The sequence below is a fragment of the Paenibacillus sp. SEL3 genome (assembly GCF_054602585.1).
The window spans coordinates 4,163,258-4,190,017 of the sequence record NZ_CM137725.1; the positions used below are offsets into that span (position 1 = coordinate 4,163,258).

Below are 26,760 nucleotides of genomic sequence, written 5' to 3' on the forward strand. Positions count from 1 at the left end.
ATTAAAGTGAATAAATATCCTGGATGGATATTCCACGTTACTATATGAGTTCGAATTCATAAATGTGTAGTGAAGCTTGAAACAGGGGGAATCAGGATGGAACGGCAAATTGGAATTCGTTTTGAACATGAAGAGCTGGCCGCAACAATTCATTATCCAAATCGTACAAATGAGGGAGAGCGTCAGAGACGAGTTCCCCTCGTTGTTATATGTCACGGTTTTGTAGGCAATCGTATCGGCGTAGATCGATTATTCGTCAAGACTGCGCGTGAACTGGCCGAAGGGGGATATTTTGTCCTGCGCTTTGATTTTGCCGGTTGTGGGGAAAGCACAGGTGAATACGGCAAGCAGGGGCTCGAGTCCATGATTAATCAGACACGTACCGTATTGGATTACGCCGTCAATTGTGCGGACATTGACCCGACCAAGGTGACGCTGATCGGTCACAGTCTGGGGGGCGCGGTTGCCCTTCTCACAGCCGTACGGGACAAGAGAGTACAAAATCTGGTCCTTTGGTCAGCAGTGGGCTATCCGTTCAATGACATCGTCAAAATTACGGAGCGAAGCGTGTACGATGAGTCTGTTAAAACCGGTCATGCCGACTATTTGGGCTATAAGTTTACGCCTGCTTATTTTGAGTCGTTAGCTCAATTTCAGCCGTTCCAGGAGGCCGTTAAATTTAACGGGGATGTGCTCGTCATTCATGGAACCTCGGATGATATTATTCCTGTCGATTATGCATTTCTGTTTCAAAAGATATTCTGGATGCGTCCAGAGGGACGCTGTGATAAAGAGATTATTTTCCAGGGAGATCACACTTTCTCGTCAGGTAAAGAGCGGCAACGGCTCATTGATCGGACGCTTGAATGGCTGGATGAACAGGAAAATATTCAACGTGATTGGCAGCACTGGATGATCTGATTTCAGTGTGTAACGGATTGTATTGGAAATTGCGCCTCCGCCGGAGTAAAATGGAAGAGTAACACTATACTGGCGTGTGGAGGTTGGCAGCGATGACATTACCCTCAATTTTTGTTGCGCATGGTTCACCGACACTGGCTGTAGAAAATAACGCATATACCAGCTTTCTTGCAAAGCTGGGCGCGAGCCTGCCCCGACCCAAAGGAATTGTCATTTTTTCCGCGCATTGGGATAGCCCCGATCAATGTATTGGCGCGGATGATCAGCATGCAGCGTTGCACGATTTCTATGGCTTTCCTGAAGAAATGTACTCAATCGATTACCCTGCACCAGGCGATCCAAAGCTGTATGAGGAGATAGAGCATCTGTTCAGTCAGCATAACTTGTTCCACCAGCCGGTACGGAACCGGGGACTGGATCATGGAGCATGGGTGGTTTTGCGGCATATATATCCTGATGCGGACATACCGGTCGTACCGTTATCTATTGATTCTCGGCGCGCTCCTCAAGAGCAATACGAGATTGGACGGATGCTGGCGCCGTTGCGAGAACAAGGGATTTTGATTATCGGTAGCGGCGGATTGGTCCACAACTTGCGGACACTCAAGCAGACGAGTGAGCCAGCCGATTGGGCCGTTCAATATGATGACTGGATTGCACAGCAGCTTCAAGACTGGAATTTACGTCACTTATTCCAATATGACAAGAAGGCTCCATACGCCAAACAGGCGGTACCTTCTTATGGAATAGAGCATTTTTCACCTTTGTTTTATGCGATGGGGGCTGCGGATCAGGAGCGCTCCGCACATAAGCTTTTTCAGTCGTATGTCCTTGGCTCGCTGAGTCTCAATTGTTGGGCTTTTGGTCAAGAAAGTGATACGTAAATGTAAAAAAGAACTTCCGAATCCACATGCTGTGTGGGAATGGAAGTTCTTTTGTGTATTTTGCGTCTTCGATTAATTAGATGGCACGTTCTTTTTTAGCCAAGTGGATACCTGCGTAGTACGTTGATCTCCATTTTGATCCAACAGTGTCATAAATGCTTTCAGCTTTTGAATGTAGGTACTCTTCGAATCCATATTACGTTGAACGACCCATTGATACCCTTTTTTAGCATTCGGATGAATCTTCCCGGTGTCATAATCGAATAATGGCGTATTGTTCGTGCCATAGAAAGTATAGAAGAAGTACAGATCGTGCAATTTTCTTATAGCTTGTGTACGATTGGAATGTGGATATTGGTGTAAAAACAATTCCTGTGCCAGCGCTCGTCCGGCTAACTGTTGATAGCCGATACGGAGCGCGGCATCCTTGGTAGCCGCCTGTCCGGATTCCATCGCCATGATGTCAATATAGCTGCGGATATCTGCCGTGGTGTGCTTCCCGAATACTTTATATTTTTCATAGTTGATGATTGGGTAATACATGCCTTCTGCGGTTTCAAGTTTGTAGCCGGCATCTCTTGTTTGCGTCAGCAACTTTTTCAGGTTCGCATCGCTTGTACGGCTGATTACATTTGTGAACGAATCACCGGGTTTATAGATTTGATTTATTTTGGTTTGAACAGAGGTCGGGTATAGGGTCTGTGCATAGGAATCCAATTGCTGGTTCTGTGCATTTTCCAGATGAAGCACCATGAGGGTAGCTTGAGAAGCTGGAATGGATTGAACATGCTTTTGCAAATAAGTGAATGCCTGAGATAGCTTGCCGGGTTGGCCTAGTAGCTGCTCGAAGGTTTTGGAGATATGTTGTACACTTTCTGTCTGAGATGTCGTAGTAGATGTCGCCGCTTTGGCTGATGCCGTATATCCCGATCCCATAGTCTGCACTGTGAAAGTTACTGCTGCGAGCATGAGATAGGCTTTGGTGATTTTTTTCATGATATAACCCTCCATTACGTTCTTTGATGTAACTGTAGTGTATAGGGTAAATGTATCGTGAGCATTCCATGTTGTATCCAACTTGTAAACGTTTGGGGAGGATAATGAATCCGATAAAAGAGTCCGAGTTAGGAGGAGCTAAAATCCTCCTTGTGAGCATAACAGCGCAAAAAAATAACCATTATCCCGGAGGATAACGGTTATTTGGGGGATGTTTAAGCTATTTTTCGACTAGGGTCCGCTGGAAAGGTATCTTTATTTTTACCAAACAGTCCACGCAGGAAGGGCAGTACCCAACGGTCAAAGCCAATTCTTCCGGCATTTGCGCCAGCAACTACGAGGAAGATTTCAAACAGCAGGTAGATTGCATTGGTGCTTACTGTACCCGAGAACAGGAACGAGAAGTTCATAACCATGGCCATCAAAGCAGCCAGTGTAGTCAATGTACCGAGAAGCAGGCCAACCCCGACCAAGAACTCACCCAACGGGATCAGGACGTTGAACAAACCTACATTCGGCAGGGCAAAGGCTTCGAGGAACGATCCCCACCAGCCTTGTACAGCGGGATGGTCTCCACCTGTTTTAGCAATGGCCCCCGAGATAAATCCGCCTGCATCGAATCCACCTGTCAGCTTTTCAAGTCCGTGAGTCATCCATTCATAACCTAGATAAACCCGTACGACAGTCAGCAACCACATTGCGACTTTGTTCTCACGTAACCAGCTATTAAACATTCAAACCACTCCTCTTTCTTAATCTATAATGTTGGTTGTATTTCATTTTGTTGGGATGATCATCTTTGCTACACCTTTATTGTAGTAGGTTCAGTTACAGTTATTTGTGATAAAAATCACAAAGTATGAATATTTTTAAAATTTTAATGTCTTCAGATAAGTATTCTATAGAGAGGTCATGCTTCAATCAAGACAAAAACAGGAAATAAAGCTTATAATGAGAAAAATAACGAAGTGGAGGGATGAACTTGTCCGGGCCCATTTCCCAACGAAATCATTGGTTGCGTGTAATGGCCTCAGCTCTGTTATGCATGACGCTGATGTCTTGTTCTGCTATGTCCAATACGGGAGATACTGAACCCGTTCCTCAACCGACCAAGCATAAAACAGAGAAGGAGGCGCTTGAACCGCCGAAGGAGCAGTCTACTCCGGCATTTACAGCTCCGCTTACCGGTCTTCCGGTGGAGCAGCCAGTTTTGGAGCGACCGCTCGCTGTCATGATTAACAATGCTCCAGCAGCACGTCCGCAGGCAGGACTTAGTCAGGCAGATATGGTATATGAAGTTCTTGCAGAAGGCGGAATTACCCGTCTGGTCGCTTTTTTCCAAAGTCATGGCGGAGATGTAAAGGTTGGTCCGGTCCGTAGCATTCGTCCGTATTTGATTGAGCTGGGCGAAACTTATGGTGCGTTGCCGATACACGCAGGGGGAAGCACAGATGCCTATGCGATTTTACAGCAGCAGCGGAAGGAACATTTAGATGAGATTTCAAATGGAGGGGCATACTTCTGGCGAAGCAAAGATCGTCGTCCTCCGCATAATCTATACACGGACGTGAATAGACTGCGCAAAGGAAGCGATAGTAAAGGGTATGCTACGCATACGGACGTTCCAGTATATACTTACCTTAAATCCGGCGAAACCCCAGTTATGGTGGACGAGACTGCAACATCTTTACAAATCCGGTTTTTGCTTAAAAGCTACCGGGTATCTTATACCTATGATCCAGCGGATCAACAATATAAGCGTTTTGTGAACGAAAAGTCACATGTGGATCAAAATAATAACCAACAGCTCTCAGCAGCCAATGTCATTGTGATGAGCACCAGGCATCGAACGTTGGATGATGTAGGCAGATTAAGTGTTGAACTGGACGGCAGCGGAGAGGCCATGGTGTTTCAACAAGGACAGTTAATACAGGCTGAGTGGCAACATACGCCAGGTGATGCGATTCGTTTTATGAAGAATGGGGTTGAAATTCCGTTAACGCCAGGTACATCCTATATACATGTGGTGCCTGCAGATACACCACTAAAGGAACATGTAACCATAGAAGTGAATTAGAAGACGAATTACACCTTTTTAGGAAAAAATTGTCGGATAATGAGCTTATATGTCGGGCACTGTATACGTATATCATGAAATTTGCTTTTACAAACATTACAAAAACATTGATGAGTGTGATAAGATAGCAAAGGTTGTCTATTGCAGTCGAAACAGGTTGCGGATATTTTCGTAAAGGGGTAATCGTTATGAGATTGAAGAAAAAGGATATATTCTTCGAGACGTTGGAAAATATGGCAGATACGATCGTGCAAGCAGCCGATTATTTTGCCCAACATACTTCAAATCTTCAAGATGTGACTTTGTTTACAAATGAAATGAAGAAGTATGAAAATAAGTGTGATGATTACACACACACGATTATTACTGAACTGAACAAGACCTTCATTACGCCGTTGGAACGCGACGACATCATGGAACTGACAACAACCATGGATGATGTGTTGGACGGTCTTGAAGCGACGGCTTCCCGTTTTTATATGTACAACATTACGGAGCCGGACGAGTATATTGTGCAGTTCGCTGATATTCTGCGTCAATCAGCTTACGAAATTCAGAAAGCTGTACATCTGCTTTCACAGAAAAAATTGCTGGCCATTCGTGAATACACTATTCGTCTGAATGATTTGGAAAATCAGGGGGATGAATTGTTGCGTATTTGCATCAAAAACCTGTTTGCAACTGTAACTGACCCTATTGAACTGATTAAACGCAAAGAATTGTACGAACGCCTTGAAACGACAACGGATTCATGCGAGGATGTTGCAAATATGCTGGAATCCATCATTATGCGTAACTCGTAAGGAGTCCTTTTACATGGATACAAGTTTACTGGTATTGGGTATTGTTATTTTTCTTGCTCTGGCATTTGATTTTATTAATGGGTTTCATGATACGGCGAACGCGATTGCAACTTCGGTATCGACCCGTGCATTGACCCCGCGACGTGCGATTATTATGGCTGCGGTCATGAACTTTCTCGGGGCAATATTGTTTACAGGGGTTGCGAAGACGATTGGTGGAAGTGTGGCTGATCCAACCAAGCTTACGAATGGAATTGATATCGTCATTGCGACGCTGATCGCTGCGATTATCTGGAACCTCTTAACCTGGTGGTTCGGTATTCCTTCATCCTCTTCTCATGCATTGATTGGTGCATTGGCTGGAGCGGTGTATGTAGGTGCAGGATCGGAAAAATTAAACTGGAGCGGCTTCATCGGGATTGTCGAAGGACTTATTTTCTCCCCGTTGATTGCTTTTGTTGTCGGTTACATCGTGATGATAATTTTAAAATACATCTTCGCTCGCCGTAGTCCGCATACGGTAAACAAAGGGTTTCGTACAATGCAGGTCATTACGGCAGCGCTTCAGTCGTTCACGCATGGTACGAATGATGCTCAAAAGGCGATGGGGATCATTACATTCGCACTCGTTTCGGCGGGGTATCAGGACCATTTGGAAGTACCCATGTGGGTAAAAATTTCAGCCGCAACAGCCATGGCGCTAGGTACATCTATCGGGGGCTGGAAAATCATCAAGACGATGGGAACCAAGATTTTTAAAATCGAGCCAATTAACGGATTCGCAGCCGACATTTCGGGAGCCTCTGTTATTTTCACAGCTACATTGCTTCATTTGCCCGTAAGTACCACTCATGCCATTACTTCGGCTATTTTGGGTGTGGGTTCTGCGAAGCGTTTTTCCGCTGTGCGTTGGTCGCTGGCCGGTCGAATTATTATTACTTGGGTGATAACGATACCGATTGCTGCGCTGTTATCTGGATTGATTTTCAAAATTCTTTTCTAGTTCGTTATTATTTCTTGAAAAATAGGTACACACTATAGAACACACAATAAGCTTCCGTCCGCTTTTTGCGGCAGGGGCTTATTGGCATTCTGGGGCAAAACGGCTTCTTCAAAGTTTACACCTCCAGATAGTTCCATGAAACGTTTTTCAAAAATACCTGACATCAAAGTAGTCAATTTTTAATAACTCCTGTAAAATAAACAGAAAACTTTGAACCGTTCAACTGACTGGAGGAAATTATGCAAAAATCTAGAAAACTAATAGCACTTATCATTTGTTTGTTTTTTGTGGTTGCCCTGGCCGGTAATTTCGGTGTAGTGGCACATGCAGAAAATAAAACAAAGTATGATATCGGCACGGATACAACGTTCGCGCCTTTTGAGTTTGAAGATGTAGATGGTAAATTCGTCGGAATTGATATGGATTTGCTGGCAGCTATTGCCAAGGATCAGAATTTTGAATATACCATTAAGCCTCTTGGCTTTAACGCGGCAGTGCAGGCCCTTGAAACAAATCAAGTGGATGGTGTCATTGCCGGGATGAGTATTACCGATGAACGCAAGCGGAAATTTGATTTTTCTGAGCCTTATTTTGATTCAGGCGTCGTCATGGCGGTCCGTAAGGATAATGATACGGTTAAACGCTATGAGGACTTGAAAGGGCAGCGTGTCGCTGTCAAAACAGGCACGGAAGGTTATACATTCGCAGAGTCCATTAAGGCCAAATACGGCTTTACTACAGTACCGTTCGACGATTCTTCTCAAATGTATGATGAAGTTAAAACAGGTAATTCGGTTGCCTGCTTTGATGACTATCCGGTACTGGCATACGGTGTAAACCAGAATAACGGCCTTAAGCTGGTAACAGATAAGGAAAAAGGTGCTTCTTACGGGTTTGCTGTTAACCAAGGCAAAAACAAGGAGTTGCTGGAGAAATTTAATGCAGGGCTTGTTAATCTGCGTAATAGCGGGGAATACGATAAGATTTTGGCTAAATACCTTGGCGAATCGGGCAAAGGTGTGGCGCCTGTAGAGACCAGCCGCTTGGGACTGATTTCCGCTTCGCTGCCTTCGCTGATTAAAGGCATGGGAAATACGTTGCTGTACACACTTGTATCTTTACTCGTAGCTTTTATTCTAGGGTTGGTGTTTGGCTTTATGAAAGTAAGCCATAACAAGGTGTTCCGTGGTATTGCAACTGTTTTCGTCGATATATTCCGCGGTATTCCGCTGATCGTGCTTGCTTTCTTTATTTACTTTGGTATTCCACAGGCACTGGATTTCAAAATGCCGCTTTTTGTTGCAGCTGTATTGACGCTATCCCTGAATGCGGGTGCGTATGTAACTGAGATTATCCGTGGCGGTATTCAGTCCATTGATCCGGGACAAATGGAAGCAGCTCGTTCGCTTGGTCTACCCTATCGGACGGCTATGCTTAAAATCATTTTGCCACAAGCTGTGAAAATCATGATCCCGTCGTTTATCAATCAGTTGGTTATTACGTTGAAGGATACGTCCATTTTGTCTGTTATCGGTCTGGTCGAATTGACCCAATCGGGTAAGATCATTATTGCGCGGACATTCCAATCCTTTGATATTTGGCTGGTAGTAGCGGTGATGTATCTTATCGTCATTACAGTCCTGACCAAAATTTCCAACCGTCTTGAAGGGAGAGTTCGCCGTGGGTAAAATTATCGTTAAAAACCTGAAAAAAAGCTATGGTAGTAATCAAGTGCTAAAAGGCATCGACATGCAAGTACGTGAAGGCGAAGTTGTGTGTGTCATTGGCCCGTCTGGTTCGGGAAAAAGTACGTTTTTGCGTTGTATGAACATGCTTGAAGAAATTACCGCAGGTGAGGTCATTGTCGATGACTACAACTTGAGTGACAAAAACGTGGACATTAACAAAGTCCGTGAAAATATAGGTATGGTATTTCAGCACTTCAATCTGTTTCCGCATATGACCGTGCTTAAGAACATTATGTTCGCGCCGACTGAACTAGGGAAACAGTCCAAGGCAGAGGCCCGGGAAACGGCCATGAAGCTGCTGGATCGTGTGGGGTTGGCCGATAAGGCAAATGCACTGCCTGGACAGCTTTCCGGCGGTCAGAAGCAGCGTGTGGCGATTGCACGTGCGCTGGCGATGAACCCAGACATTATGTTGTTCGACGAGCCGACCTCGGCGCTCGATCCTGAAATGGTGGGCGAAGTGCTTGGCGTAATGAATGATCTGGCGCGTGAAGGCATGACGATGATGATCGTAACGCATGAGATGGGTTTTGCACGCGAAGTAAGCGACCGTGTTGTTTTTATGGACGGTGGTTACATCGTAGAAGAAGGAACGCCACAAGAGGTATTTGGTAATCCGAAAAATGAGCGGACCATTAGTTTCTTAGAAAAAGTATTGTAAGAGGATTAAAAGTGAGGCAGGGTTTGTGGATGTAGGCGGGGATCTCGTTGTAAGACGCTCCGCGTTCCATTTGATCTTTCGATCGCTGTTGCCCCTGAATTTTTTTGGATTGTATAACACATGAAAAGGTTAAAATACAGGGGCAAAGGCGAACGCTCCGCTTCTCCAGATTCAAATGGACCGCTACGCTACGGCTCGCTGATTGCCCTTTTCGTGCCATGAGCCTGCCTCACTTTTGAATGAGTGGGTGCAGTGGAAGAGGGCGCGACGCAGCTCGGTGCTTGCTGCGCCGAGGGGCGAGGTAAGCCTCCGACCGCTTAGTGGCTTATGATGTTTATTTTCATAAGTGAGGATTTTGCAAAATTCTGAAGTGGAAGGCTTGCTTTGAAGATAAGAACTGCTCTGCACGAGGATAAAGGATATCTTGGGATGGCTTGTTGACCCTGAGATATCCTTTTCTTATTTAGTGTATGGAAATGTAGAGCGTGAGATTTGTATAATGCTGATTGGCTTATATAAAATATAAATAACATATCAGACGGAAGTGTAAGCGAGGGGGACGTACGGTGATACGTACATTGGCTATAGGCCATGATCATCAGGTAACAGTGGGAAAACCATTGGATCAGATCGTCATGGAGGATTACATATGGATGTGGGTAGATTTTAGTGAGCCTACAGATCGGGAGACGGAGCTGCTGACGAGTTATTTTCATTTTCACCCATTGGCTGTTGAGGATTGTATGCATGTTCTGCAACGTCCCAAATTGGATTATTACGAGGATGTGCAGTTTCTGGTCGTGCATGCGCTCAATGTAGATACGTTAGCTGCGGAAGAAGTGGATATGTTTATCAGCGCTCGTTTTTTGGTTACATATCACCATCATGAGTTAGAGGAGCTGGATCAAGCCTGGGAGCGGATTGTCCAGCATGCGAATGAACGCAAAATATGGTCGCGAGGACCGCTGGCTGCAGCCTACACGGTGATGGACAAGCTGGTAGATAACTATTTTCCGAGCCTTTTTATGATTGAGGACGAATTGGCTGAGCTGGAGGGCTTGGGCGGTCGCGAATCCGTAGAGGAATTAATGAAGCAGGTGTTTGACCTGCGTGGCAGGCTGCTCAAGCTGCGCCGTACCATCGTACCTATGCGTGATCTGATGTACCGAGTTTTGAATTCGCAGCATGTGCAGGGCCAAGGAGATCATATGGCTTATTTTACCGATATATATGATCATTTATTGAAGCTGACAGACATGCTGGAGGCCGACCGCGAGATGACAGCCGACCTGAGGGACAGTTATATATCGCTCAATTCCAATCGCATGAATTCAATTATGAAGACGCTAACCGTAATTACGACTGTTTTTATGCCCTTGACGCTGATTGCAGGAATCTATGGTATGAATTTTTCGAATATGCCCGAGTTGGGCTGGAAATATGGATATTTTGGCGTACTGTTCTTCATGTTTTTGTTGAGTGTTGCCATGGTGGTCTGGTTTATGCGCCGAGGCTGGTTCAAATAGTATAGTCTACTTTCTTGTGCGTTTGCGCGGACGTCTGCGCGGGGTAGTGGTACTTTTGCGCTGTGTCTTTTTCCGGCGTCGGCGTGGTGGTGTATATTCATCCAGTTCCTCAGTAATTTGTGTTGTAGATTTTTTGCTTGTGTTTTTGTTGAATGCTGGGAGCGAGCCCATAATCAGTTTTGCCATCGGAGCAAATTGCTGCACGCTAGACATGATCTTTTGTACCTTGCCGACCGTAGCAACAATCCCGTCAATACCGCCCATACGGTCAATAATACCTTTAATATCGTTGAGATTACCAAGATTGCCAAGGCCACCTAGCAGTCCTCCTTTGGCAGGGGCGGGGTCTGGTGTAACCACGGCAGAGTCTGTTATACTCGCTGGCGCCTCGTAAGGAACCAGTGCGGAGGAATCGACTTGCGGAACCTCGCTGTATGGATCGAGTCCAGGATAAGGAGATGAACTATACGGATCGGAAATGGCACGCGTTTGCGCCCTCCGATGATAGTAATGTCCAGGCATGAGATCACATTCCTTTGCAGGTTGATACTCTACTGTATGTTACAAACGCACAGTGGGTTTAGGCGCGTGTCCCGAAATCAGGTATAAAAGCGGATTTGGGCATTCGTACGGTATGTTTCTATGATCATAATGTTGTTCTGTAATGCGTGAAACCGTTAATGCTTGAAAAACTGACTATTCCTCAGGTACAATGAGGAGAGATCGTAACCTTGGGAGATGATAATCCATGCAGCTTAAAAAGCTTAATGATAAAAGTATTGATCAATTGTTCGAAGCTATTTTAACTCTTAAAAATTTGGAAGAATGCTATGTGTTTTTTGATGATCTGTGCACGATTAACGAAATTCAATCCCTCTCCCAACGTCTGGAGGTTGCCCGTATGCTAGGCAAAGGCAGCACATATAATCAGATTGAAGCAGAGACAGGAGCCAGTACAGCTACCATTTCACGTGTTAAACGTTGCCTGAACTACGGTAATGACGGGTACAAAATGACTCTGGAACGTCTGGGACGCTAATGCGGAGCCCTGGGATACTGGTCATCAGCCATGGCTCTAGGGAGCCATATTGGGTAGAACAGGTGGATCAGGCAGTTGCAAAGCTTCATTTGCCGGAAGAAATACCGGTAGAGGTTTCATTTTTGGAAACGGTTAAAGAAAGATTGATTCAAAATGGTATTGACCGTCTGGAAGCCTTGGGTGTAACAGATATATTGGTTATTCCTTTGTTTGTGTCATCAGGTAGTACGCATGTAGATGAGATTAGCTATGCGCTGGGTGTCAAAGATGCGCCGGACAAAGAAACAGATTTGGAGCCGTTTCGATTGAAAGCGCGAGTGCATTTTGGTAGCCCGCTGGATGACGGAGAAGATGTTGCTCACATGGTGTGGGACAAGGTTCGCCTGCTGTCGGCCGACCCTGCGAGAGAGGTTATTTTACTCGTAGGTCACGGCAGTGTGCATAACGGCTTTTTTCAGCGCTGGGAGCAGGGGATTTCTTCGTTGGCCCGTACGGTGCAAAACGTGAGTGGTATCATCACGGACTACGCTTTGCTAAATCCCGAGAGTGTGTACGACAAGGCAGCGTACTGGAATCAGGAGCGGGGTCATGATGTTATTGTGGCGCCGTTATTTTTGAGTTCGGGATATTTTACAAGTCGTATGATTCCTAAACGCTTGCAGGGGCTCGAATACCGTTATTCGGGAGATCCTTTATTGCCGCATCCTTTGCTCACAAGCTGGATAGACAGGCAAATTCATGAATTATTGCAAAGCATGCAGAAGCAAGCGAGGTCAAGTAATAGATAGTCTGGTTCGGCTATAACGTCATTTCAGCCTTAAATTTCCTTATTTGGGCAAAGTCTGGCTTCTTTTATTGTAAAAGAGGTCTTTTTCCAGTATGATGATATTTTGTACAGACTGAATATGATGAACTGCGATGTGAATATAAATATCATTAAATATACGGGTGGCGTAACGGAATGAAAAGAGCTAGATTAATCTATAATCCGACCTCTGGGCGTGAGGAAATGAAGCGTCGTCTTGCGGATGTTTTGCAGCGCCTGGATGAAGGTGGTATTGAAGCCTCTTGCCATGCAACTACGGGTGAAGGGGACGCAACACGTGCCGCAATAGAGGCCATTGAGCGTGGGTATGACATGATTATCGCCGCTGGTGGCGACGGTACATTGTATGAGGTCATTAACGGGATGGCTGAAAGAGAAAACCGCCCGCCCCTAGGTGTGTTTCCTCTGGGGACGACGAATGATTTCGCCAGAGCACTGGGCATCCCCAAGCACTGGGAGGATTATTGCGACCTCGTTATTCGTCAAAATCCGAAGCCACTGGATATCGGAAAAGCGAACGACCGCTACTTTATCAACATTGCAGGCGGGGGAACATTAACCGAGCTTACGTATGAAGTTCCGAGCAAGCTAAAAACGATGATTGGCCAGTTGGCGTATTATTTTAAAGGTATGGAGAAAATGGTCAGCCTTGCTCCACAGGAGCTGATCATCAAGGCATCGGGTCAGGAAGTGATCCACGACGAATTTATGCTTTTCCTGATTGCGAATACGAATTCGGTGGGCGGGTTTGAAAAGCTTGCTCCTGGGGCGACAATAGATGATGGACTGCTTGACGTCATCGCTGTGCGGAAATGCAATCTGGCGGAAATGATCCGATTGGTAACCCTTGCGCTGCGTGGTGAGCATTTGCAGGACAAGAAGATTGTTTATTTCAAAACAGATTACATGGAAGTGACCTCACCCGGCTATGTCCAGCTTAATCTGGATGGCGAACTGGGGGGCACTTTGCCAGCGACCTTCCGGAATTTACCGCATCATTTGAATGTTTTCCGGTGAGGAATGATGAGGAAATATTTCTGCTTCCGGACGGCAACGCAATATAGTATATGGAATGCAGAGTAGGTAGTTGTTTTTTTGTGTGAGCATATTGGTTCTTGCCGTTCTCCGTGGGGAGTAACGGCATTTTCGAGTTGATGTTTGTATGTTTAGATGACCGTTCAAATTAGACGTACGAAAGAAAATACCGCATAAAAAGAAGATCAGAAAGAAGTGACATTCATGACGAATAACCGTAGCGGACGTGGAAAAAGCCGCCAGAATGCAGCAACAGCAACTCCTGTTCAAGGAAATCAGCACCAAAACACTATGAAGGCGACAAGAGAGAGCGAACCAGAACAGTCTCAAGTTAGAGCTGGAAATGGGCTACTTCAAGCCGAAATCAAACATAAAAATGGAAATGTGAATGAAAATATGAATGATTCGGATCGGAAGAAGAGAAAGAACGGACGAGATACTCGTCGTTCTTCCAACGGTAGACGAAGTCATGATGCTTCCAATCGTAACCGGTCTAGTGTAGAGCGTAGCGATCTGCCTGTACAAAAGAACGATGAGGCCGTGATAGACATCATCGGCATGAACCACGATGGCGAGGGTGTAGGACGTGTCGAGGGTTTTACGCTGTTCGTTCCGGGTGCATTGCCAGGTGAAAAGGTACGGGTCAAGGTGCTGAAAACGAAAAAGCAGTACGGCTATGCCAAGCTGCTGGATATCGCGCAGGCTAGCCCAGACCGAATTGCAGCTCCGTGCGCCATCTACGATCAATGCGGTGGTTGCCAGATCCAGCATATGAGCTACGAAGCGCAGCTGGGCTGGAAGCGGCAACACGTGGTGGATGTGCTGGAGCGTATCGGGAAGCTGAGTGTGGCTACAGAGCCCAGAGAGCATACTGCACAGGTTGTGGCTGCTTCTGCGGATACAGATGGTGAGGCCGATACAGTCACGACTGCTGATTCGGCCATGAATGCGGATGGAAATGCCGACAGTATGTCGCGTGTACATGGCGTAGTCGTGCATCATACACTCGGTATGAGTGAGCCTTGGCGATATCGCAACAAAGCCCAGGTGCCGATTGGTGTCACCGAGGGCGGGCTTGTCGGTGGCTTCTACGCACGTGGCAGCCATCGGATTGTGGATATGAACACCTGTCTCATTCAGGATGAGCGTAATGACGAAGTTGTCGCACGTGTGAAAGAGATTGGCCGTATGCTGGGCATCAGTGCATATAATGAAGAAACCGGACGTGGGCTACTGCGCCATGTCGTTGTAAAGACCGCTTTTCGCACGGGTGAAATGATGCTGGTGCTCGTCACGAATGGACGAGATATTCCGCACGCTGATGCATGGATCGGCAGTATCCGTGAGCATATCCCACACGTGGCAAGCATATGCCAGAACGTGAACACGAAGCGAACGAACGTTATTTTTGGCGACGAGACTCGTATACTGTGGGGTCGTGACGTGATCTACGATTACATTGGAAACGTCCAGTTTGCGATTTCCGCGCGATCCTTTTATCAGGTGAATCCCGTACAAACGGAAGTACTGTATGGCAAAACCGTTGAATATGCCGGTCTCACGGGCAAAGAAACGGTAATTGATGCGTATTGCGGCATCGGTACGATTTCTCTATTCCTCGCTCAGCATGCAGACCAGGTGTATGGGGTGGAGATCGTCAAAGAAGCCATTGACGATGCACGGAGTAATGCGCTATTGAACGAAATGCGTAATGTGAAGTTCGAGGTAGGCGCGTCCGAGGACGTTATTCCTGCATGGAAAGAGCAAGGGATCACCGCCGACGTTATCGTCGTCGATCCGCCTCGCAAGGGCTGCGATCCACGCCTGCTCGACACCATTCTGGAGATGAAGCCAGAGCGCGTGGTGTACGTATCCTGTAACCCAAGCACACTGGCGCGGGATTTAAGGATACTGGAGGATGGCGGGTATAGTACAGTGGAAGTACAGCCTGTAGATATGTTTCCGCATACGGTTCATGTGGAGTGCTGTTCACTACTGGTAAGAATCGATTGAATAGATGCATCGATGTTTTAGCTCCTCTAATGAGGGGCTATTTTTCTTGTAGGAAGAAAATGTATAATGGTATTAATTTATATTGGGTGGTGCAGTTATGGAAAAGCCAAATTTAAAACACGAAGCAAAGATTATTACCGCACTTCCTGAATATGAAGATGCTTTTATAAATTACTTCCAAGATACCACTAGGTCATTCATGTCGTTAAAGAATGAACTATTGTCCGGAATAGGGACAGTTAGTCATGAAGGGCCTGCTCGTATGCGGACAAGTACTGATGAAGTTATGTTAGACAAAGAACCTGCAAAAATTGAAATGAAGTTTAATACACCATTTGATGTGATTTTGAGGACTGATGTTGAGGCTTTGATGAAAAGTATTGATGAAGCATCTGATTCAGGAATCGAATCGCTCGTCCCTCAAATTTTTCGATTTTTTGGGGAAGTATGTGATGCTAGCGGTCAGGTGGTAGATGGTAGAGGGCAACCCTTCTCATTCGACTTGTTCTTAGAATTGTTGGAGAAAATAGAGATTACTTTTAATGATGATGGTAGTCCGAACATGCCTACGCTGTTCATACATCCCAACATGCGGAAGGTTCTTGAAGATAACCCACCGAGCGAAGAGCAACAAAAACAAATGGAAGAGCTAATTTCACGGAAGAGGGATGATTTCTTTGCTAAGAAACGTACTCGTAAGTTATATTGAAACATTGAACGAAAGGCAATTTGACATCCCCCTTCTTTGCATCTTGTTGAAGAACGGTTTCCATCACATTCATTTCACTCATGGTGCGTTCGAGTTCGGAAAGGATTTTATAGCGAAAAAAATAGAAGGTGAAAAGACAGTTCAATATGTAATTCAATCAAAAGGTGGAAACATCGGACTTGCTGATTGGGGTCAAATTAGATGGCAAATCGAAGAGGCACGGATTAACCCTCTCTCTCATCCTTCATTTGATGAAGAGTTAGAAAGAGAGATCATTCTTATTACAACGGGTAGACTCGTTGGTAGGGCTACCGTATCTGCGCAACAATACAATGATAGATGTAAATCTGAAGGAAAAATAGGGTTTAAAGTATGGGATATCGACACTTTAATAGAGATGATGCTTAATGGTGGAATTAGTCCTTTAGGGCTGATTGAAGAAACACCGGATTTATTACAAATGCTGTCCAAACTAAAGAAAAACGAGTCGAATTTTAAGGAATTAGAGCAATATTCCCGAAGATGGATAGATAAATGTTTATCTAAGGATAAACGTTCCTTTCTCGGAGTAATTTTAGAGTGTACACTATTCACTCATGAGTTAATAAATACAAATAGGTTAGCTCTGGCAACATACGTCAGTCTTTTTCCAGTACGAGCAATGGTACATGCGTTGCATGATATCGGGTCTATACCAAAGTGGTCAAAAGATTGTTTAAGACTGGCAGAGGACCATTTTATGGTTAATGCAATTAGATTTATCGAGCCAATCAGACAATCCTATAGAGAGAACGAGTCAGTTTTCTATCAACATACTAGGGGAGTTTTATCCTTCATAGCTTATCCGGTAATATGTTCACAACTAATGGAGGTTTTAGGTCTTCTTGGTTTACTTCAAATTAAACGACAAGAGGTATCACTAGCAGAGGAAACAGCAGACATACTAGAAACCTTAATAAACAACAATTCCGGTTTTCTCTCTCCAATTTCCGATAAATATGCAATTTCAATAGTTTCTTCCTCTTTACTTTTAAAAGCGTTTAATCGGATAGATTCGTGTACTCTGCTTATTAGAAAAGTTGCAGTATGGATTTGTAATAGATATGAATTATCAGAAGCGGGGTTAGCAAGCCCTTATTCCAACGAAGAAGAAGAAATCAAAACCTTGTTAGGATATGCGTATGATTTTATTAATTTGCCAAGAAGACGGGAGTCATACGTAGCAACAATAGTGATTGACCTATCAGCACTCTATGAGTTGAAACATTTGTATGAAGATGTAGTAAATGATATTCATGCTGTCGCTGCTTATCCATGTAATGTGGAGGTAAAAAACACTTTGGGACAATATGTAATAGATGGTGATGCAATTTATACCTCGGTTGTTAGGTTTAAAGATAAGTTGACAATCGGTGAAAACTGGAGAGTCGGAAATCGCCAAGAGGAATCAAATGAATCGTTCTGTTATGAAAACTCCCTATGGTGGGAGTTAATATCTACTTCCTCTGTAGTGAGAGATAGACATTTTATAAATGATTTAAAAAAGATTGTAACGAGAGAGTTAACTATAAGTTAATTCTCTGATATTAACACTGTCTGTAATGGCAAGATTGATAAAAGAAAGGTCAATGCTACATGAACCGATTTAATTGTCCCTGCTGTGGGTATCCCACACTAGAAGAAAGACGGGGTTGGGAGATTTGTTGTTTATGTGATTGGGAGGATGACGGTCAAGATGACCCTCATGCAGATGAAGTTTGGGGCGGTCCTAATACAGATTACTCTTTAATGGAGGCAAGGAATAATTTTAAAAAGAATTACACAATGTACAGAGATAAAAGGAACATTCTACGACAGTCAGAAAAAGAAATATTAACTAAGAAGGCCCTAATTATTGAATTTGATAAGCTAAAAACTATTACCAATGATTCCGTTAAACAAATATGGAATGAGATTGTTTCTCTTGAAAATGTATTAGCAAATATTGTCCACGAAAGTACAGAACGATACAGTAATAACATAGAGAGAAATCAAGAAACAATAAACCTAATTAATTCCGAAGACCCTGATACAATCGTAAAGGGCTTGCTTTCCCTAGCATTAAATGCAGATGATGGAGAGTTTGTACAAGACCTTATGGTCCGATATAGTCAGCACAAAAACGGAAATATAAGAGGAATAGCAATTTTATGTTTTGGTCATATTGCTAGAATACACAGAGCGGTTAATAAGGAACTAATTATTCCACTTATTAATGATGCTTTGAATGATGAAAGTAAGTTTGTTAGAGGGCATGCTCATTCAGCTTTAGATGATATAAATATGTTTTGCAACTAATTACGCTTCAGAGACTATCTCTGAGGCGTTTTTTATTTGGAGGGGGTGGGTGTCGATTAAACACAAATTCGCATCATTAGCCTGTGTAACCATTATCGACCCAGTATTATTTTTTTCTGAAATTCTTGTGCGTACAATAATGCTCTAAAATTATAACCTATTCCTTTAAGTGACGGTACTTGAGAGAACTGTAAAATGGTTAGTTACCATCATTAAACGGTGTAATTAGCCTACCTTCGCTTTCTCACGTTTTTGTGAAATTAAAATAAAAAAAGCACTACTCGCAACACAGTGCATAGTCTCCACGATAGATACGGTGAGAAGGTTATGTAGTGTATCGCAACTAAGCGTTAGGATACCCCGACCATTCTTAGTGTAAGGACTAATTGGCTGTGCACACCAATTCGAGTTCCTGTAACACCTTAAATTACCAACAAAATTTTGATATTACAGGGAGAGATTTGTTGTGTTTGATACAGTTCGATTGAAAGCTGAGAACATCGTAGTAGAGTCTATTGTTCTTGAAACACTAGATGCAAAGGTAACAACATATCTTGATAAAAATACTGGATTGATTACAGATGTCTATACATTCGCATGTAATCAGATTCCATTTGTAAAATATAACTCGCCTACCTTTGTTCTAGAAGTGGAATTATCTATTCCCAAATTCATTTTCAATGAAAATATATTCCTTCTAACAACAAAGGATGTCGAAGTTTTCTACACATTACTTTCTCATCAATTACGCAATGTATTAAAAGTTGATATTGACCGTAGCGAGTGGAAAGTGAAGAGGATTGATGTCTGTTGGAACTTTAATGTTGGAAATAAGGTTACAGACTATCTTTTTCAACTATCCCTGATGAAATATCCGAGAAAAGATACTGTAACTTACAACCAAACAGAAACGGTAATTTGGCAGAACAACAGCAGTAGAATTATGTTTTATGACAAGGAGAAAGAACGGCGAAGAAAATACGCACCAACGAGTGTAATTGAGCAGGCGAAAGGTATCTTGAGAATGGAGGTTTCCCCTTCCGAACACGAAATGAGAGAATACTCGATGGACAAGCGAGCAAAACATTTGCTTACTAAGGAGTTCTTTGTCTTTATAACTCGAAAAATCAGTCCGCACCTTGTATTTAGTGGAACTCAAGAACTAACAATTGAATGGCTTGAATCACTGAAGAGTGTGCAAGTAGCGGAAACGCTAATTGGTTTTACCTCACTGGGTAAAGCATTTGGGTATGCAACGATGAAACGACTATACAATCAGGGAACATTCAGTAATCGTATGAAATTACTTGAGACGAGCCCTCAAGCTACTATACTAAGTCCACTTGAAATTAGCTATTCGGCTATAAACTAATCTAGGAGGGGCTACTATGACAGCTATCAGAATCTTTGCAGAAGAAGGTAAGTCCTTCTTAGATTTGTTTCTACCGTTGATTGATTCCGAAATTGAAAGGGTATTAGAAGAACTTAACGAAAACGAGTATAATGAAGGTACTGACACCGATGCATCTTGTGATAAAGGAGAGATTTTATCATGAGATGTGCAGTATATATTCGTGTTTCTACAGATAAAGAAGAACAAAAGAAAAGCCTTGATAATCAACAATCCCTCTTCTTTAATTTTATTGAGGAAAAAGGGTGGGAGTTATACGGAATCTATCAAGATGTTGAAAGTGGGACTACTGACAAACGTCCGAATTTGCAAAGACTTATAGAGGACGCAAAACAACGGAAGTTTGATGTCATTCTAGCCAAAGAATTATCTCGTTTGGCTCGCAACGGAAAGCTATCATACGAGATAAAAGATATGGCAGAAAGAAGTGGCACTCATATCATAACACTTGATAGATAATGCCGCTAACACTATCGAAGGCAACCGTAGTATGTTTGGGCTTTATGCATGGATGTATGAGCAAGGGTCACAGAGAACAAGTGAGCGGATTAAAGCTGTATCACGCACTCAGGCTCAAAAAGGCAAGTTTAAGGGTTCTATTCCTCCTTACGGTTACACTGTGGAGGAAGGGAAACTATTCATCAGAAATGATGGAACGCCTGACGTAGTAAGGCGGGTGTATCGGCTTTACTTGGAGGGAAAAGGCTTTGATTCAATCGCTAGAACCTTGACCAAAGAAGGCTTTCCTACTCCTTCTCAAGTTGCTGAGAAAGTAAAATGGCTCAAGAGTAAAGGGGGACTGGATTCCTGCATTATGATTCGCGGGATTGACGGTTCACTTCGAGGTATCCATTATAAGCATCATCGTCCTACTTTGGTTCTAATGGATGATTTGCTCAAGGAGGATACGGCACGATCCGAAGCTAAACGAGAACAAATTAAAAATACGTTTACGGATGTCATTTTGCCTATTGGCACAAGGGATATCAATATTCTAATCTGTGGAACCATTTTGAATGAAGAAGATATTATGGCCGATTTGCTCAAGGGTAAAATCCCAGGTGTGAGAAGTGTTCGTAAAACAGCCGTGCTTCAATTTTCAGAACGGGATGATCTATGGTCAGAGTGGGAACGGATGTATAATAACTTGCAGGATGAGGATAGGATCAATACTGCCTTGTCTTTTTTTGTGGCGAATGAAGAGGAAATGCTGAAGGGTACGGAAATCTTGTGGAGCGAGTATTTAGACTATTATTATTTGATGTGCAAGAAGCAAGCCATGGGTGAAAAGAGTTTCTATAAAGAATTGCAAAATGATCCGCGTTCAACAGACGAATACATATTTCAGAATCTCATGTATTGGGACAGGTTGCCTGAATTTAAGGATATGGAAATGACCATGTACATTGATCCAGCCATTAAAGCCGGGAAGAAAAATGACTATTCGGCTATTTCAATTATTGGTCAGCACCGAAAGACAAAGCAGATGTATGTGGTGGATGGAAATATTTATAAACTGCTGCCAGATGATTTATTCCACGTGGCTATTGAAAAATTAAATCTTTATCCTGTAGATAAGCTGGGCTTTGAAGTGAATCAGGCACAAAGCTATATGAAGCAAAAGTTTGAAGAAGAGCTATGGAAAGCGAAGATACATACACCCGTGGAAAGTGTACATTCCAAGGGGCAGAAGCATGAACGTATTATTAGCTTGGAGCCGGAAGTGAAGAAGGGTCATATTCTATTCAATGCAGATAACCTCAGGTGAAGGACTACAATCGAAACTGTACATACGATGATGCGCCAGATTCACTTTATGGGGATGTTCAATTGATTCAGTCTGTGAAAAGCCTGAAATTTTATGATAGAAGCTTGTTATTTTAAGGCTTCTGCTAAAAACTCAATCTTTATTTAATCCAATCTGATAGTTATGCATGGGGAAAATTACTATATAGATACTACAACACAATCCTACTGCTGAGATGATATGCAGCCTCATTAAACTAATGGGAGATATGCAATATTTTTAGAGTGTCATTACCCCTTCTATTTATCCTGAAAAACGCTAAACTAAAATTGCTACTGGTATTAGAGTTACAGATCTATTTATGGTAACATTAAACTATCAGCTGAAATTTATTAAAAGGAACAAAAAAATGACTAAAAGTAAATTTGTTCACTTTATATTGATTTTTTACATGGGCTGGGCAATTAAGGAGCTAACATTTCATCCCAAAGTATCTGATTTGGGGCTTTTTTTGATATCCGTTTTGATAAAGCTGATTTTTTGGATCGGGTTGGTGACCATTTATTTCGTATGTATCGATCAATTAAGGATGCAACAAATCATCAGCTACTTGAAATTAAAACACAATGTTATCAAGGGAGTATTTACAGGCGGAATTATTGGATTCGTATTGGTAGTAATTGAGCTTGCCATCTTTAAAGGTTTTAGTTTTGACATAGGAATCAGATGGATCATTACACCGTTAGCGGCGTTTTCTGAGGAAGTGGTGTTCCGGGGATTCGTTATGAATAAACTAAGAGACCATCGGGTAAAGGGATATAACTTTATACAAGCAATACTTTTTATGGGAATACACTTTCCAATAGGTATTATTTCAGGATATTCACTTCTTAACTATGTGACCATATTTCTCGTAGGATACATTCTTGGATTCATATATAAAAAGACTTTTTCAATATGGGCTCCAACAATTGGACATAGTGTCTATAATATTCTTGTTTATTTAAGGCAGTGAGTGTATCTATTCCTTTTAGGCGGCAAACATACCGGAGAATGAGAATTCAATTGCAAAAAGGGGGGGATCAGAATGTGGAGAGATGCTCAACATTTTTGGAATCCAAACTCCTTTTTTTAAAAGTTATAAAATAATTGACCTTAACAAGGAACTACCTAATTAGGTGGTTCCTTATTTATTTAACCGAAAATTAAAAAGCAACCATTACATAGCCCATTTTGAAAGGATTCAATGAGATGCAAATTACGGAACAAATTATTATAGAATGTCTAAACGAACTCCAGTCGGCTGCATTAATTAAACAGAAATATGCAGATTACTACAATGGTCAACATGCTATTCTCAAGAACTATGCCATGCAAGAAAGCCGAAGTAATCAAAAGCTTATCTTCAATTTCCCACGTAAATTTGTAGATAATGAAGTTGGCTATCTGCTCGGTAAGCCAGTAAGCTATGTGTCCAAGTCGGATCAGGATGAAGCCATACATAACATAGATGTACATATGAGTCATTGGGATAAAGAGCATAATCTGCAGCTTCGGAAACAATCTGAAATCTTTGGTGAGAGTTTTGAGTTAAACTATATCGACTCCGATGGCCAGTTTTCAGCCACCGTATTGTCCCCTTTAAATGCGTATGTGTTAGGAGATGGAACAGCAGAAGGAAACGTATTACTTGGCCTACATAAATTTACTCGTCGATTCGATAAGCAAGTGTACCTTGACGTGTATACTGATCATGAAATTCTACATTATACAATCGGCAACGATGATAAACACATTCAGAGTAAGCAGGACCAAGCAACTGAATTGAAATATATCGGCAAACATAATCACATCTTTGGAAGAGTACCGCTCATCTCCTGCCCAGCTAATACGGAGAGAAAAAGTGGCTTCCATGATGTGATTTCTTTATTTGATGCTTATAACGCTTTGAACTCTGATTTGGTCAATGAAATCGCAGATCATCGCAATGCCTACCTGGTGATTGAAAATGCCAAGCTGGAAGGAGTATATTTGTACCTATTTCTCGTTTTTGCGGTTTCTAATGCGTAACTTCATTGTGTATCAGATATGACGTTAAACGAATTCAACATACATATGCGTGTTTGAAAGCTCGAACTATACAGACTCGGTGTTATGCATTAGGTGATCCAAAATACGCATAAACAAAGGTTGAAAAACAGGCAAAAGTGGGGAGTTGGTATGTTTGTACCTTTTCCTCGTTTTTGTGATTTCTAAAGCGTAACAACACTGTCCTGAGCATGACATTAAACGGCTCCATACATACATAAGCGTGTTCGGTTCTGTGAGTCGGATGAGCGATAAAGGAGATTATTGAAAATGAATTTAGAACAAGTGAAGCAGTTCATTGAAGAAAACCAAACGAATGAGGAATGGAAAACGTTTCTTCCGAGTTTGAATCCGTATAGCGTAGAAGGGATAGAGCAATTCATTCAATCCAACAAGGAAGCAAAAAGTTGGTTCGATAGCACAGTGGACAAACGATCCGCTAAATCACTGGAAACGTGGAAAGCCAATCATTTGGAAAGTGCAGTAGATGTTGAGATCAAGAAGCGATTCCCGGCTAAGGGTGAGAAAGAAATCGAAGTTGAGAAGCTACGAGCCGAAGTGGAGCATATGAAGCTAGAGAAGCAACGTGAGCGGTTAACCAGTCAAGCGGTAAAAATAGCATCCGAGAAGAAACTTCCACTCCCGCTAGTGGATTTCTTTATTGGTGCGGATGAAGAAGCGACGACAGCGAATTTGGCTATGTTGGAACAATCGCTACAATTGGCTGTACAGCAGCAAGTGGAGCAACGACTTAAAGGGGAAGGATATACCCCTCCGGCTAGTTCAACAAGTAGCACATTTACATTGGATGCGATTAAAGGAATGTCGCCAAACGAGATTAATCAACATTGGGATCAAGTCAAACAAGCATTACAAAACAAATAATAATCAATAGAAAAGGACAGGGTGATTAGAATATGACAGTACAACATTTTATTCCTACCATTTGGAGCGCACGTTTAAATGAAAGTCTGAAGAAGAATCTGGTGTATGGAAATGTGATCAATACCGATTATGAAGGTGAGATCCAAGGTCAAGGCTCCACCGTAAAAATCAATTCCATTGGGGCAGTAACGATTGGTAATTATGATAAAATTGCAGGGATCGGTAATCCGCAGGAACTGGATGCCACGCAAAAAACGTTGGTGATTGATCAAGCGAAGTATTTCAACTTTCAAGTGGATGATGTCGATGATGCTCAAGCGAATGTAAACTTATTGGATGGTGGAATCGTGGAAGCTTCGTATGGACTCGCCAATGTAGTGGATCAGTATCTTGCTGGATTCTATACGGAAGTCAAAGCTGAGAATACAATTGGCAATGATACAGCACCTATTATTCCAACTTCTTCAACGGCGTATGATTTACTAATTGATTTAGGTGTGCTGCTGGATGAGAACAATGTACCGGAAAGCGAACGGTTTGTGGTGGTTCCTGCATGGTACTATGGCTTGCTACTGAAAGATGCTCGTTTCACCAAGGACTCGAACATTATCCGCACAGGTTATGTGGGAGATATTGATAGCATGACCGTTTATAAATCCAACAATGTGCCAAATACAGGAGGAGCCAAGTATAAAATCATCGCAGGTCATAAGAGTGCGATTTCGTTTGCCGGGCAAGTGGATTCGGTGGAAGCCTTCAGACCAGAGAAACAATTTTCAGATGCAGTAAAAGGATTGCAAGTGTTTGGAGCCAAATGTATCAAGCCTGAAGCTCTCGCCGTACTCACGGCCAATAAGTCTTAATTGAAAGTAGATGATATGAAAACACATTATAATAGAAGAAACACGTTCGGGGTATCCGTTTTGGATGCCCTATTTTTCATTTTTGGAGGGTGATAAGATGTGGTTTTTGAATCAAGAAACAGGCTGCACATGGGAAGTCACAGATCAGGAGTTAATGCTGCGGTTACAGGCTAGTGGGCATTATGAGCAAGTGGAGGGATTTCAACCAGATGAGACTAAGCAAGAAGCAGCCCAAACGAAAGTACAAGCTACCAAGAGCATGAAGCGTACCGAGAAGGCACAGGTAAAGGAGGAACAGGAGCCAGCACATGAGTGAGCTAATGGATTTGATGAAACGATTATTAGGCATGGAACCAACAGACTTATCCAAGGATGATATCCTGATCCATTATTTGAATAAAGCGAGGAGTAACATTTATGGCTATTGTAATGTGGCGACACTGCCTGTGGAATATGATCATGTCATGGTCGATTATGCGGTGTTTCTTTATAAGAATAGGGATTCGACGGGGCTTATAAATAAACAGGAAGGTGAACGCTCAGCTACATACGAAACAGGCATTCCGGTAAGTATTCAACTTGCTCTTCCTCTACCTAAAATCAAGGTCGGGACGGACTGATGTTCTACGATACTAAGCTGGAAATTTTAGATGCTACTCATTTCAAACCTATTCTGTCAGTGATGGCAGATGTACAACCTTATCGTAAAAATTTTTCATTTGAAGATGGTTACGTACTAGAGACGACATATCAAGCTTTCTGTCCACTGGAATCCTTATGGAAGCCAAATGGCTATATCCGAATTGGCAAGGATGTCTTTATTATTCTGGATATGAAGGAATGGAGTGATTACGTGGAGTTGTACCTGTATCGCTGCAAGCCGGATTTTGCATTGGCGGTGGAGGAGTGACAAGGAGCCTAGAGTCGATGTTTGATTTCTTCCTGCGAGAGAAGGGAGAGCTTGTGCATATCAATGGTGTGCGTCAACTTGCTCTCATTCGAGATGCGACAAATCATATTCAAAACACCGATGAAAAACTCATTCGTGCAGCAACACCCTTACCAACAGGAGATATTGTGGATTATCGTGATGAACGTTATCTGATCACCAGTCAGGTGGATCAAAATGAAAAGTCGTGTTGAGGCAGGATAAAAAAATGTAATCAAAGGTTAGCTCTAAACTGGAAT

General features: G+C 42.9%; 29 protein-coding genes and 1 pseudogene. 26 read left to right on the forward strand and 4 right to left on the reverse strand.

Annotation, left to right across the window (positions count from 1 at the left end):
• Positions 1-96 precede the first annotated feature (96 nt).
• Together ACYCS5_RS19170 and ACYCS5_RS19175 are read left to right on the forward strand one after the other, a co-directional pair.
• Complete coding sequence (locus ACYCS5_RS19170; RefSeq protein ID WP_029517128.1) at positions 97-921, forward strand: alpha/beta hydrolase; 825 nt, start codon at positions 97-99, stop codon at positions 919-921.
• A gap of 92 nt (positions 922-1,013) precedes the next feature.
• Positions 1,014-1,805 carry a dioxygenase family protein gene (locus tag ACYCS5_RS19175; protein WP_029517127.1) on the forward strand — a complete coding sequence of 264 codons (792 nt, stop codon included), beginning with the start codon at positions 1,014-1,016 and terminating at the stop codon, positions 1,803-1,805.
• Positions 1,806-1,877: 72 nt separating this feature from the next.
• On the opposite strand, the gene ACYCS5_RS19180 is transcribed toward ACYCS5_RS19175, so the two are convergent.
• Positions 1,878-2,801 (reverse strand): hypothetical protein, encoded by a 924-nt coding sequence (locus ACYCS5_RS19180; protein ID WP_459759970.1) that lies wholly within the window; start codon positions 2,799-2,801, stop codon positions 1,878-1,880.
• Positions 2,802-3,016: 215 nt separating this feature from the next.
• Positions 3,017-3,535 (reverse strand): DoxX family membrane protein, encoded by a 519-nt coding sequence (locus ACYCS5_RS19185; RefSeq protein ID WP_029517125.1) that lies wholly within the window; start codon positions 3,533-3,535, stop codon positions 3,017-3,019.
• Positions 3,536-3,783: 248 nt separating this feature from the next.
• On the opposite strand from ACYCS5_RS19185, the gene ACYCS5_RS19190 reads away from it, so the two are divergent.
• From ACYCS5_RS19190 to ACYCS5_RS19200, 3 genes are all read left to right on the forward strand, one after another.
• Positions 3,784-4,878 (forward strand): DUF3048 domain-containing protein, encoded by a 1,095-nt coding sequence (locus tag ACYCS5_RS19190; protein WP_165149957.1) that lies wholly within the window; start codon positions 3,784-3,786, stop codon positions 4,876-4,878.
• A 188-nt stretch (positions 4,879-5,066) separates the two neighbouring features.
• Positions 5,067-5,681, forward strand: coding sequence for a DUF47 domain-containing protein (locus ACYCS5_RS19195; protein ID WP_007428879.1), 615 nt, complete (start codon positions 5,067-5,069; stop codon positions 5,679-5,681).
• A 13-nt stretch (positions 5,682-5,694) separates the two neighbouring features.
• Positions 5,695-6,684, forward strand: coding sequence for an inorganic phosphate transporter (locus ACYCS5_RS19200; protein ID WP_459759971.1), 990 nt, complete (start codon positions 5,695-5,697; stop codon positions 6,682-6,684).
• Positions 6,685-6,716: 32 nt separating this feature from the next.
• Here the strand turns inward: ACYCS5_RS19200 and ACYCS5_RS19205 are convergent, their stop codons facing one another.
• Entirely contained in the window at positions 6,717-6,860 is a 144-nt protein-coding gene (locus ACYCS5_RS19205) for a hypothetical protein (RefSeq protein ID WP_155271710.1), read from the reverse strand.
• Positions 6,861-6,923: 63 nt separating this feature from the next.
• On the opposite strand from ACYCS5_RS19205, the gene ACYCS5_RS19210 reads away from it, so the two are divergent.
• From ACYCS5_RS19210 to corA, 3 genes are all read left to right on the forward strand, one after another.
• Positions 6,924-8,372, forward strand: a complete 1,449-nt coding sequence (locus ACYCS5_RS19210) for an amino acid ABC transporter substrate-binding protein/permease (protein WP_459759972.1) — start codon at positions 6,924-6,926, stop codon at positions 8,370-8,372.
• A complete protein-coding gene (locus ACYCS5_RS19215) occupies positions 8,365-9,093 on the forward strand; it encodes an amino acid ABC transporter ATP-binding protein (protein WP_165179478.1) in 729 nt (242 codons plus the stop codon). The genes ACYCS5_RS19210 and ACYCS5_RS19215 overlap by 8 nt, the downstream gene beginning before the upstream one ends.
• Positions 9,094-9,659: 566 nt before the next feature.
• Entirely contained in the window at positions 9,660-10,619 is a 960-nt protein-coding gene (gene corA / locus ACYCS5_RS19220; protein WP_459759973.1) for a magnesium/cobalt transporter CorA, read from the forward strand.
• Positions 10,620-10,625: 6 nt separating this feature from the next.
• Here the strand turns inward: corA and ACYCS5_RS19225 are convergent, their stop codons facing one another.
• Positions 10,626-11,141: a tyrosine protein kinase gene (locus tag ACYCS5_RS19225; protein ID WP_209949970.1), complete on the reverse strand. Its 516-nt coding sequence runs from the start codon at positions 11,139-11,141 to the stop codon at positions 10,626-10,628.
• 226 nt (positions 11,142-11,367) lie between these two features.
• Here ACYCS5_RS19225 and ACYCS5_RS19230 point away from each other — a divergent pair, with 226 nt between their 5' ends.
• The 18 genes and pseudogenes from ACYCS5_RS19230 (at position 11,368) to ACYCS5_RS19315 (ending at position 26,715) form a co-directional block, all read left to right on the forward strand.
• Positions 11,368-11,658 (forward strand): YerC/YecD family TrpR-related protein, encoded by a 291-nt coding sequence (locus tag ACYCS5_RS19230; RefSeq protein ID WP_007428885.1) that lies wholly within the window; start codon positions 11,368-11,370, stop codon positions 11,656-11,658.
• Positions 11,658-12,446, forward strand: a complete 789-nt coding sequence (locus ACYCS5_RS19235; RefSeq protein WP_459759974.1) for a sirohydrochlorin chelatase — start codon at positions 11,658-11,660, stop codon at positions 12,444-12,446. The genes ACYCS5_RS19230 and ACYCS5_RS19235 overlap by 1 nt, the downstream gene beginning before the upstream one ends.
• 173 nt (positions 12,447-12,619) lie before the next feature.
• Positions 12,620-13,501 (forward strand): diacylglycerol kinase, encoded by an 882-nt coding sequence (locus ACYCS5_RS19240; protein ID WP_013308843.1) that lies wholly within the window; start codon positions 12,620-12,622, stop codon positions 13,499-13,501.
• Positions 13,502-13,723: 222 nt separating this feature from the next.
• Complete coding sequence (gene rlmD, locus ACYCS5_RS19245; RefSeq protein ID WP_459759975.1) at positions 13,724-15,532, forward strand: 23S rRNA (uracil(1939)-C(5))-methyltransferase RlmD; 1,809 nt, start codon at positions 13,724-13,726, stop codon at positions 15,530-15,532.
• 97 nt (positions 15,533-15,629) lie between these two features.
• Complete coding sequence (locus ACYCS5_RS19250) at positions 15,630-16,241, forward strand: hypothetical protein (protein ID WP_459759976.1); 612 nt, start codon at positions 15,630-15,632, stop codon at positions 16,239-16,241.
• A gap of 43 nt (positions 16,242-16,284) precedes the next feature.
• Positions 16,285-17,817, forward strand: coding sequence for a hypothetical protein (locus ACYCS5_RS19255; RefSeq protein ID WP_459759977.1), 1,533 nt, complete (start codon positions 16,285-16,287; stop codon positions 17,815-17,817).
• Between the two features lie 59 nt (positions 17,818-17,876).
• Positions 17,877-18,578 carry a CPCC family cysteine-rich protein gene (locus ACYCS5_RS19260; RefSeq protein ID WP_459759978.1) on the forward strand — a complete coding sequence of 234 codons (702 nt, stop codon included), beginning with the start codon at positions 17,877-17,879 and terminating at the stop codon, positions 18,576-18,578.
• Between the two features lie 466 nt (positions 18,579-19,044).
• The gene (locus ACYCS5_RS19265) at positions 19,045-19,950 is read left to right on the forward strand and encodes an ANTAR domain-containing protein (protein ID WP_459759979.1); all 906 of its coding nucleotides are present in this window, start codon (positions 19,045-19,047) and stop codon (positions 19,948-19,950) included.
• A gap of 16 nt (positions 19,951-19,966) precedes the next feature.
• The gene (locus ACYCS5_RS19270) at positions 19,967-20,134 is read left to right on the forward strand and encodes a hypothetical protein (protein WP_459759980.1); all 168 of its coding nucleotides are present in this window, start codon (positions 19,967-19,969) and stop codon (positions 20,132-20,134) included.
• A pseudogene (gene terL / locus ACYCS5_RS19275) lies at positions 20,131-21,873 on the forward strand (phage terminase large subunit). The gene ACYCS5_RS19270 and the pseudogene terL overlap by 4 nt, the downstream one beginning before the upstream one ends.
• 272 nt (positions 21,874-22,145) lie before the next feature.
• The gene (locus tag ACYCS5_RS19280; protein ID WP_459759981.1) at positions 22,146-22,751 is read left to right on the forward strand and encodes a CPBP family intramembrane glutamic endopeptidase; all 606 of its coding nucleotides are present in this window, start codon (positions 22,146-22,148) and stop codon (positions 22,749-22,751) included.
• A 236-nt stretch (positions 22,752-22,987) separates the two neighbouring features.
• Entirely contained in the window at positions 22,988-23,806 is an 819-nt protein-coding gene (locus tag ACYCS5_RS19285; protein WP_459759982.1) for a phage portal protein, read from the forward strand.
• Positions 23,807-24,094: 288 nt separating this feature from the next.
• On the forward strand, positions 24,095-24,709 hold the full coding sequence (locus ACYCS5_RS19290) for a DUF4355 domain-containing protein (protein ID WP_459759983.1): 615 nt from the start codon (positions 24,095-24,097) through the stop codon (positions 24,707-24,709).
• Positions 24,710-24,741: 32 nt separating this feature from the next.
• Positions 24,742-25,572, forward strand: coding sequence for a P22 coat protein - protein 5 domain protein (locus ACYCS5_RS19295; protein WP_459759984.1), 831 nt, complete (start codon positions 24,742-24,744; stop codon positions 25,570-25,572).
• Positions 25,573-25,669: 97 nt separating this feature from the next.
• Positions 25,670-25,888 (forward strand): hypothetical protein, encoded by a 219-nt coding sequence (locus ACYCS5_RS19300; protein WP_459759985.1) that lies wholly within the window; start codon positions 25,670-25,672, stop codon positions 25,886-25,888.
• Entirely contained in the window at positions 25,881-26,192 is a 312-nt protein-coding gene (locus ACYCS5_RS19305; protein WP_459759986.1) for a phage head-tail connector protein, read from the forward strand. Before ACYCS5_RS19300 ends, ACYCS5_RS19305 begins: the two co-directional genes overlap by 8 nt.
• Positions 26,192-26,482: a hypothetical protein gene (locus ACYCS5_RS19310; protein ID WP_459759987.1), complete on the forward strand. Its 291-nt coding sequence runs from the start codon at positions 26,192-26,194 to the stop codon at positions 26,480-26,482. The genes ACYCS5_RS19305 and ACYCS5_RS19310 overlap by 1 nt, the downstream gene beginning before the upstream one ends.
• A complete protein-coding gene (locus tag ACYCS5_RS19315; protein WP_459759988.1) occupies positions 26,479-26,715 on the forward strand; it encodes a hypothetical protein in 237 nt (78 codons plus the stop codon). The genes ACYCS5_RS19310 and ACYCS5_RS19315 overlap by 4 nt, the downstream gene beginning before the upstream one ends.
• Positions 26,716-26,760: the final 45 nt, after the last annotated feature.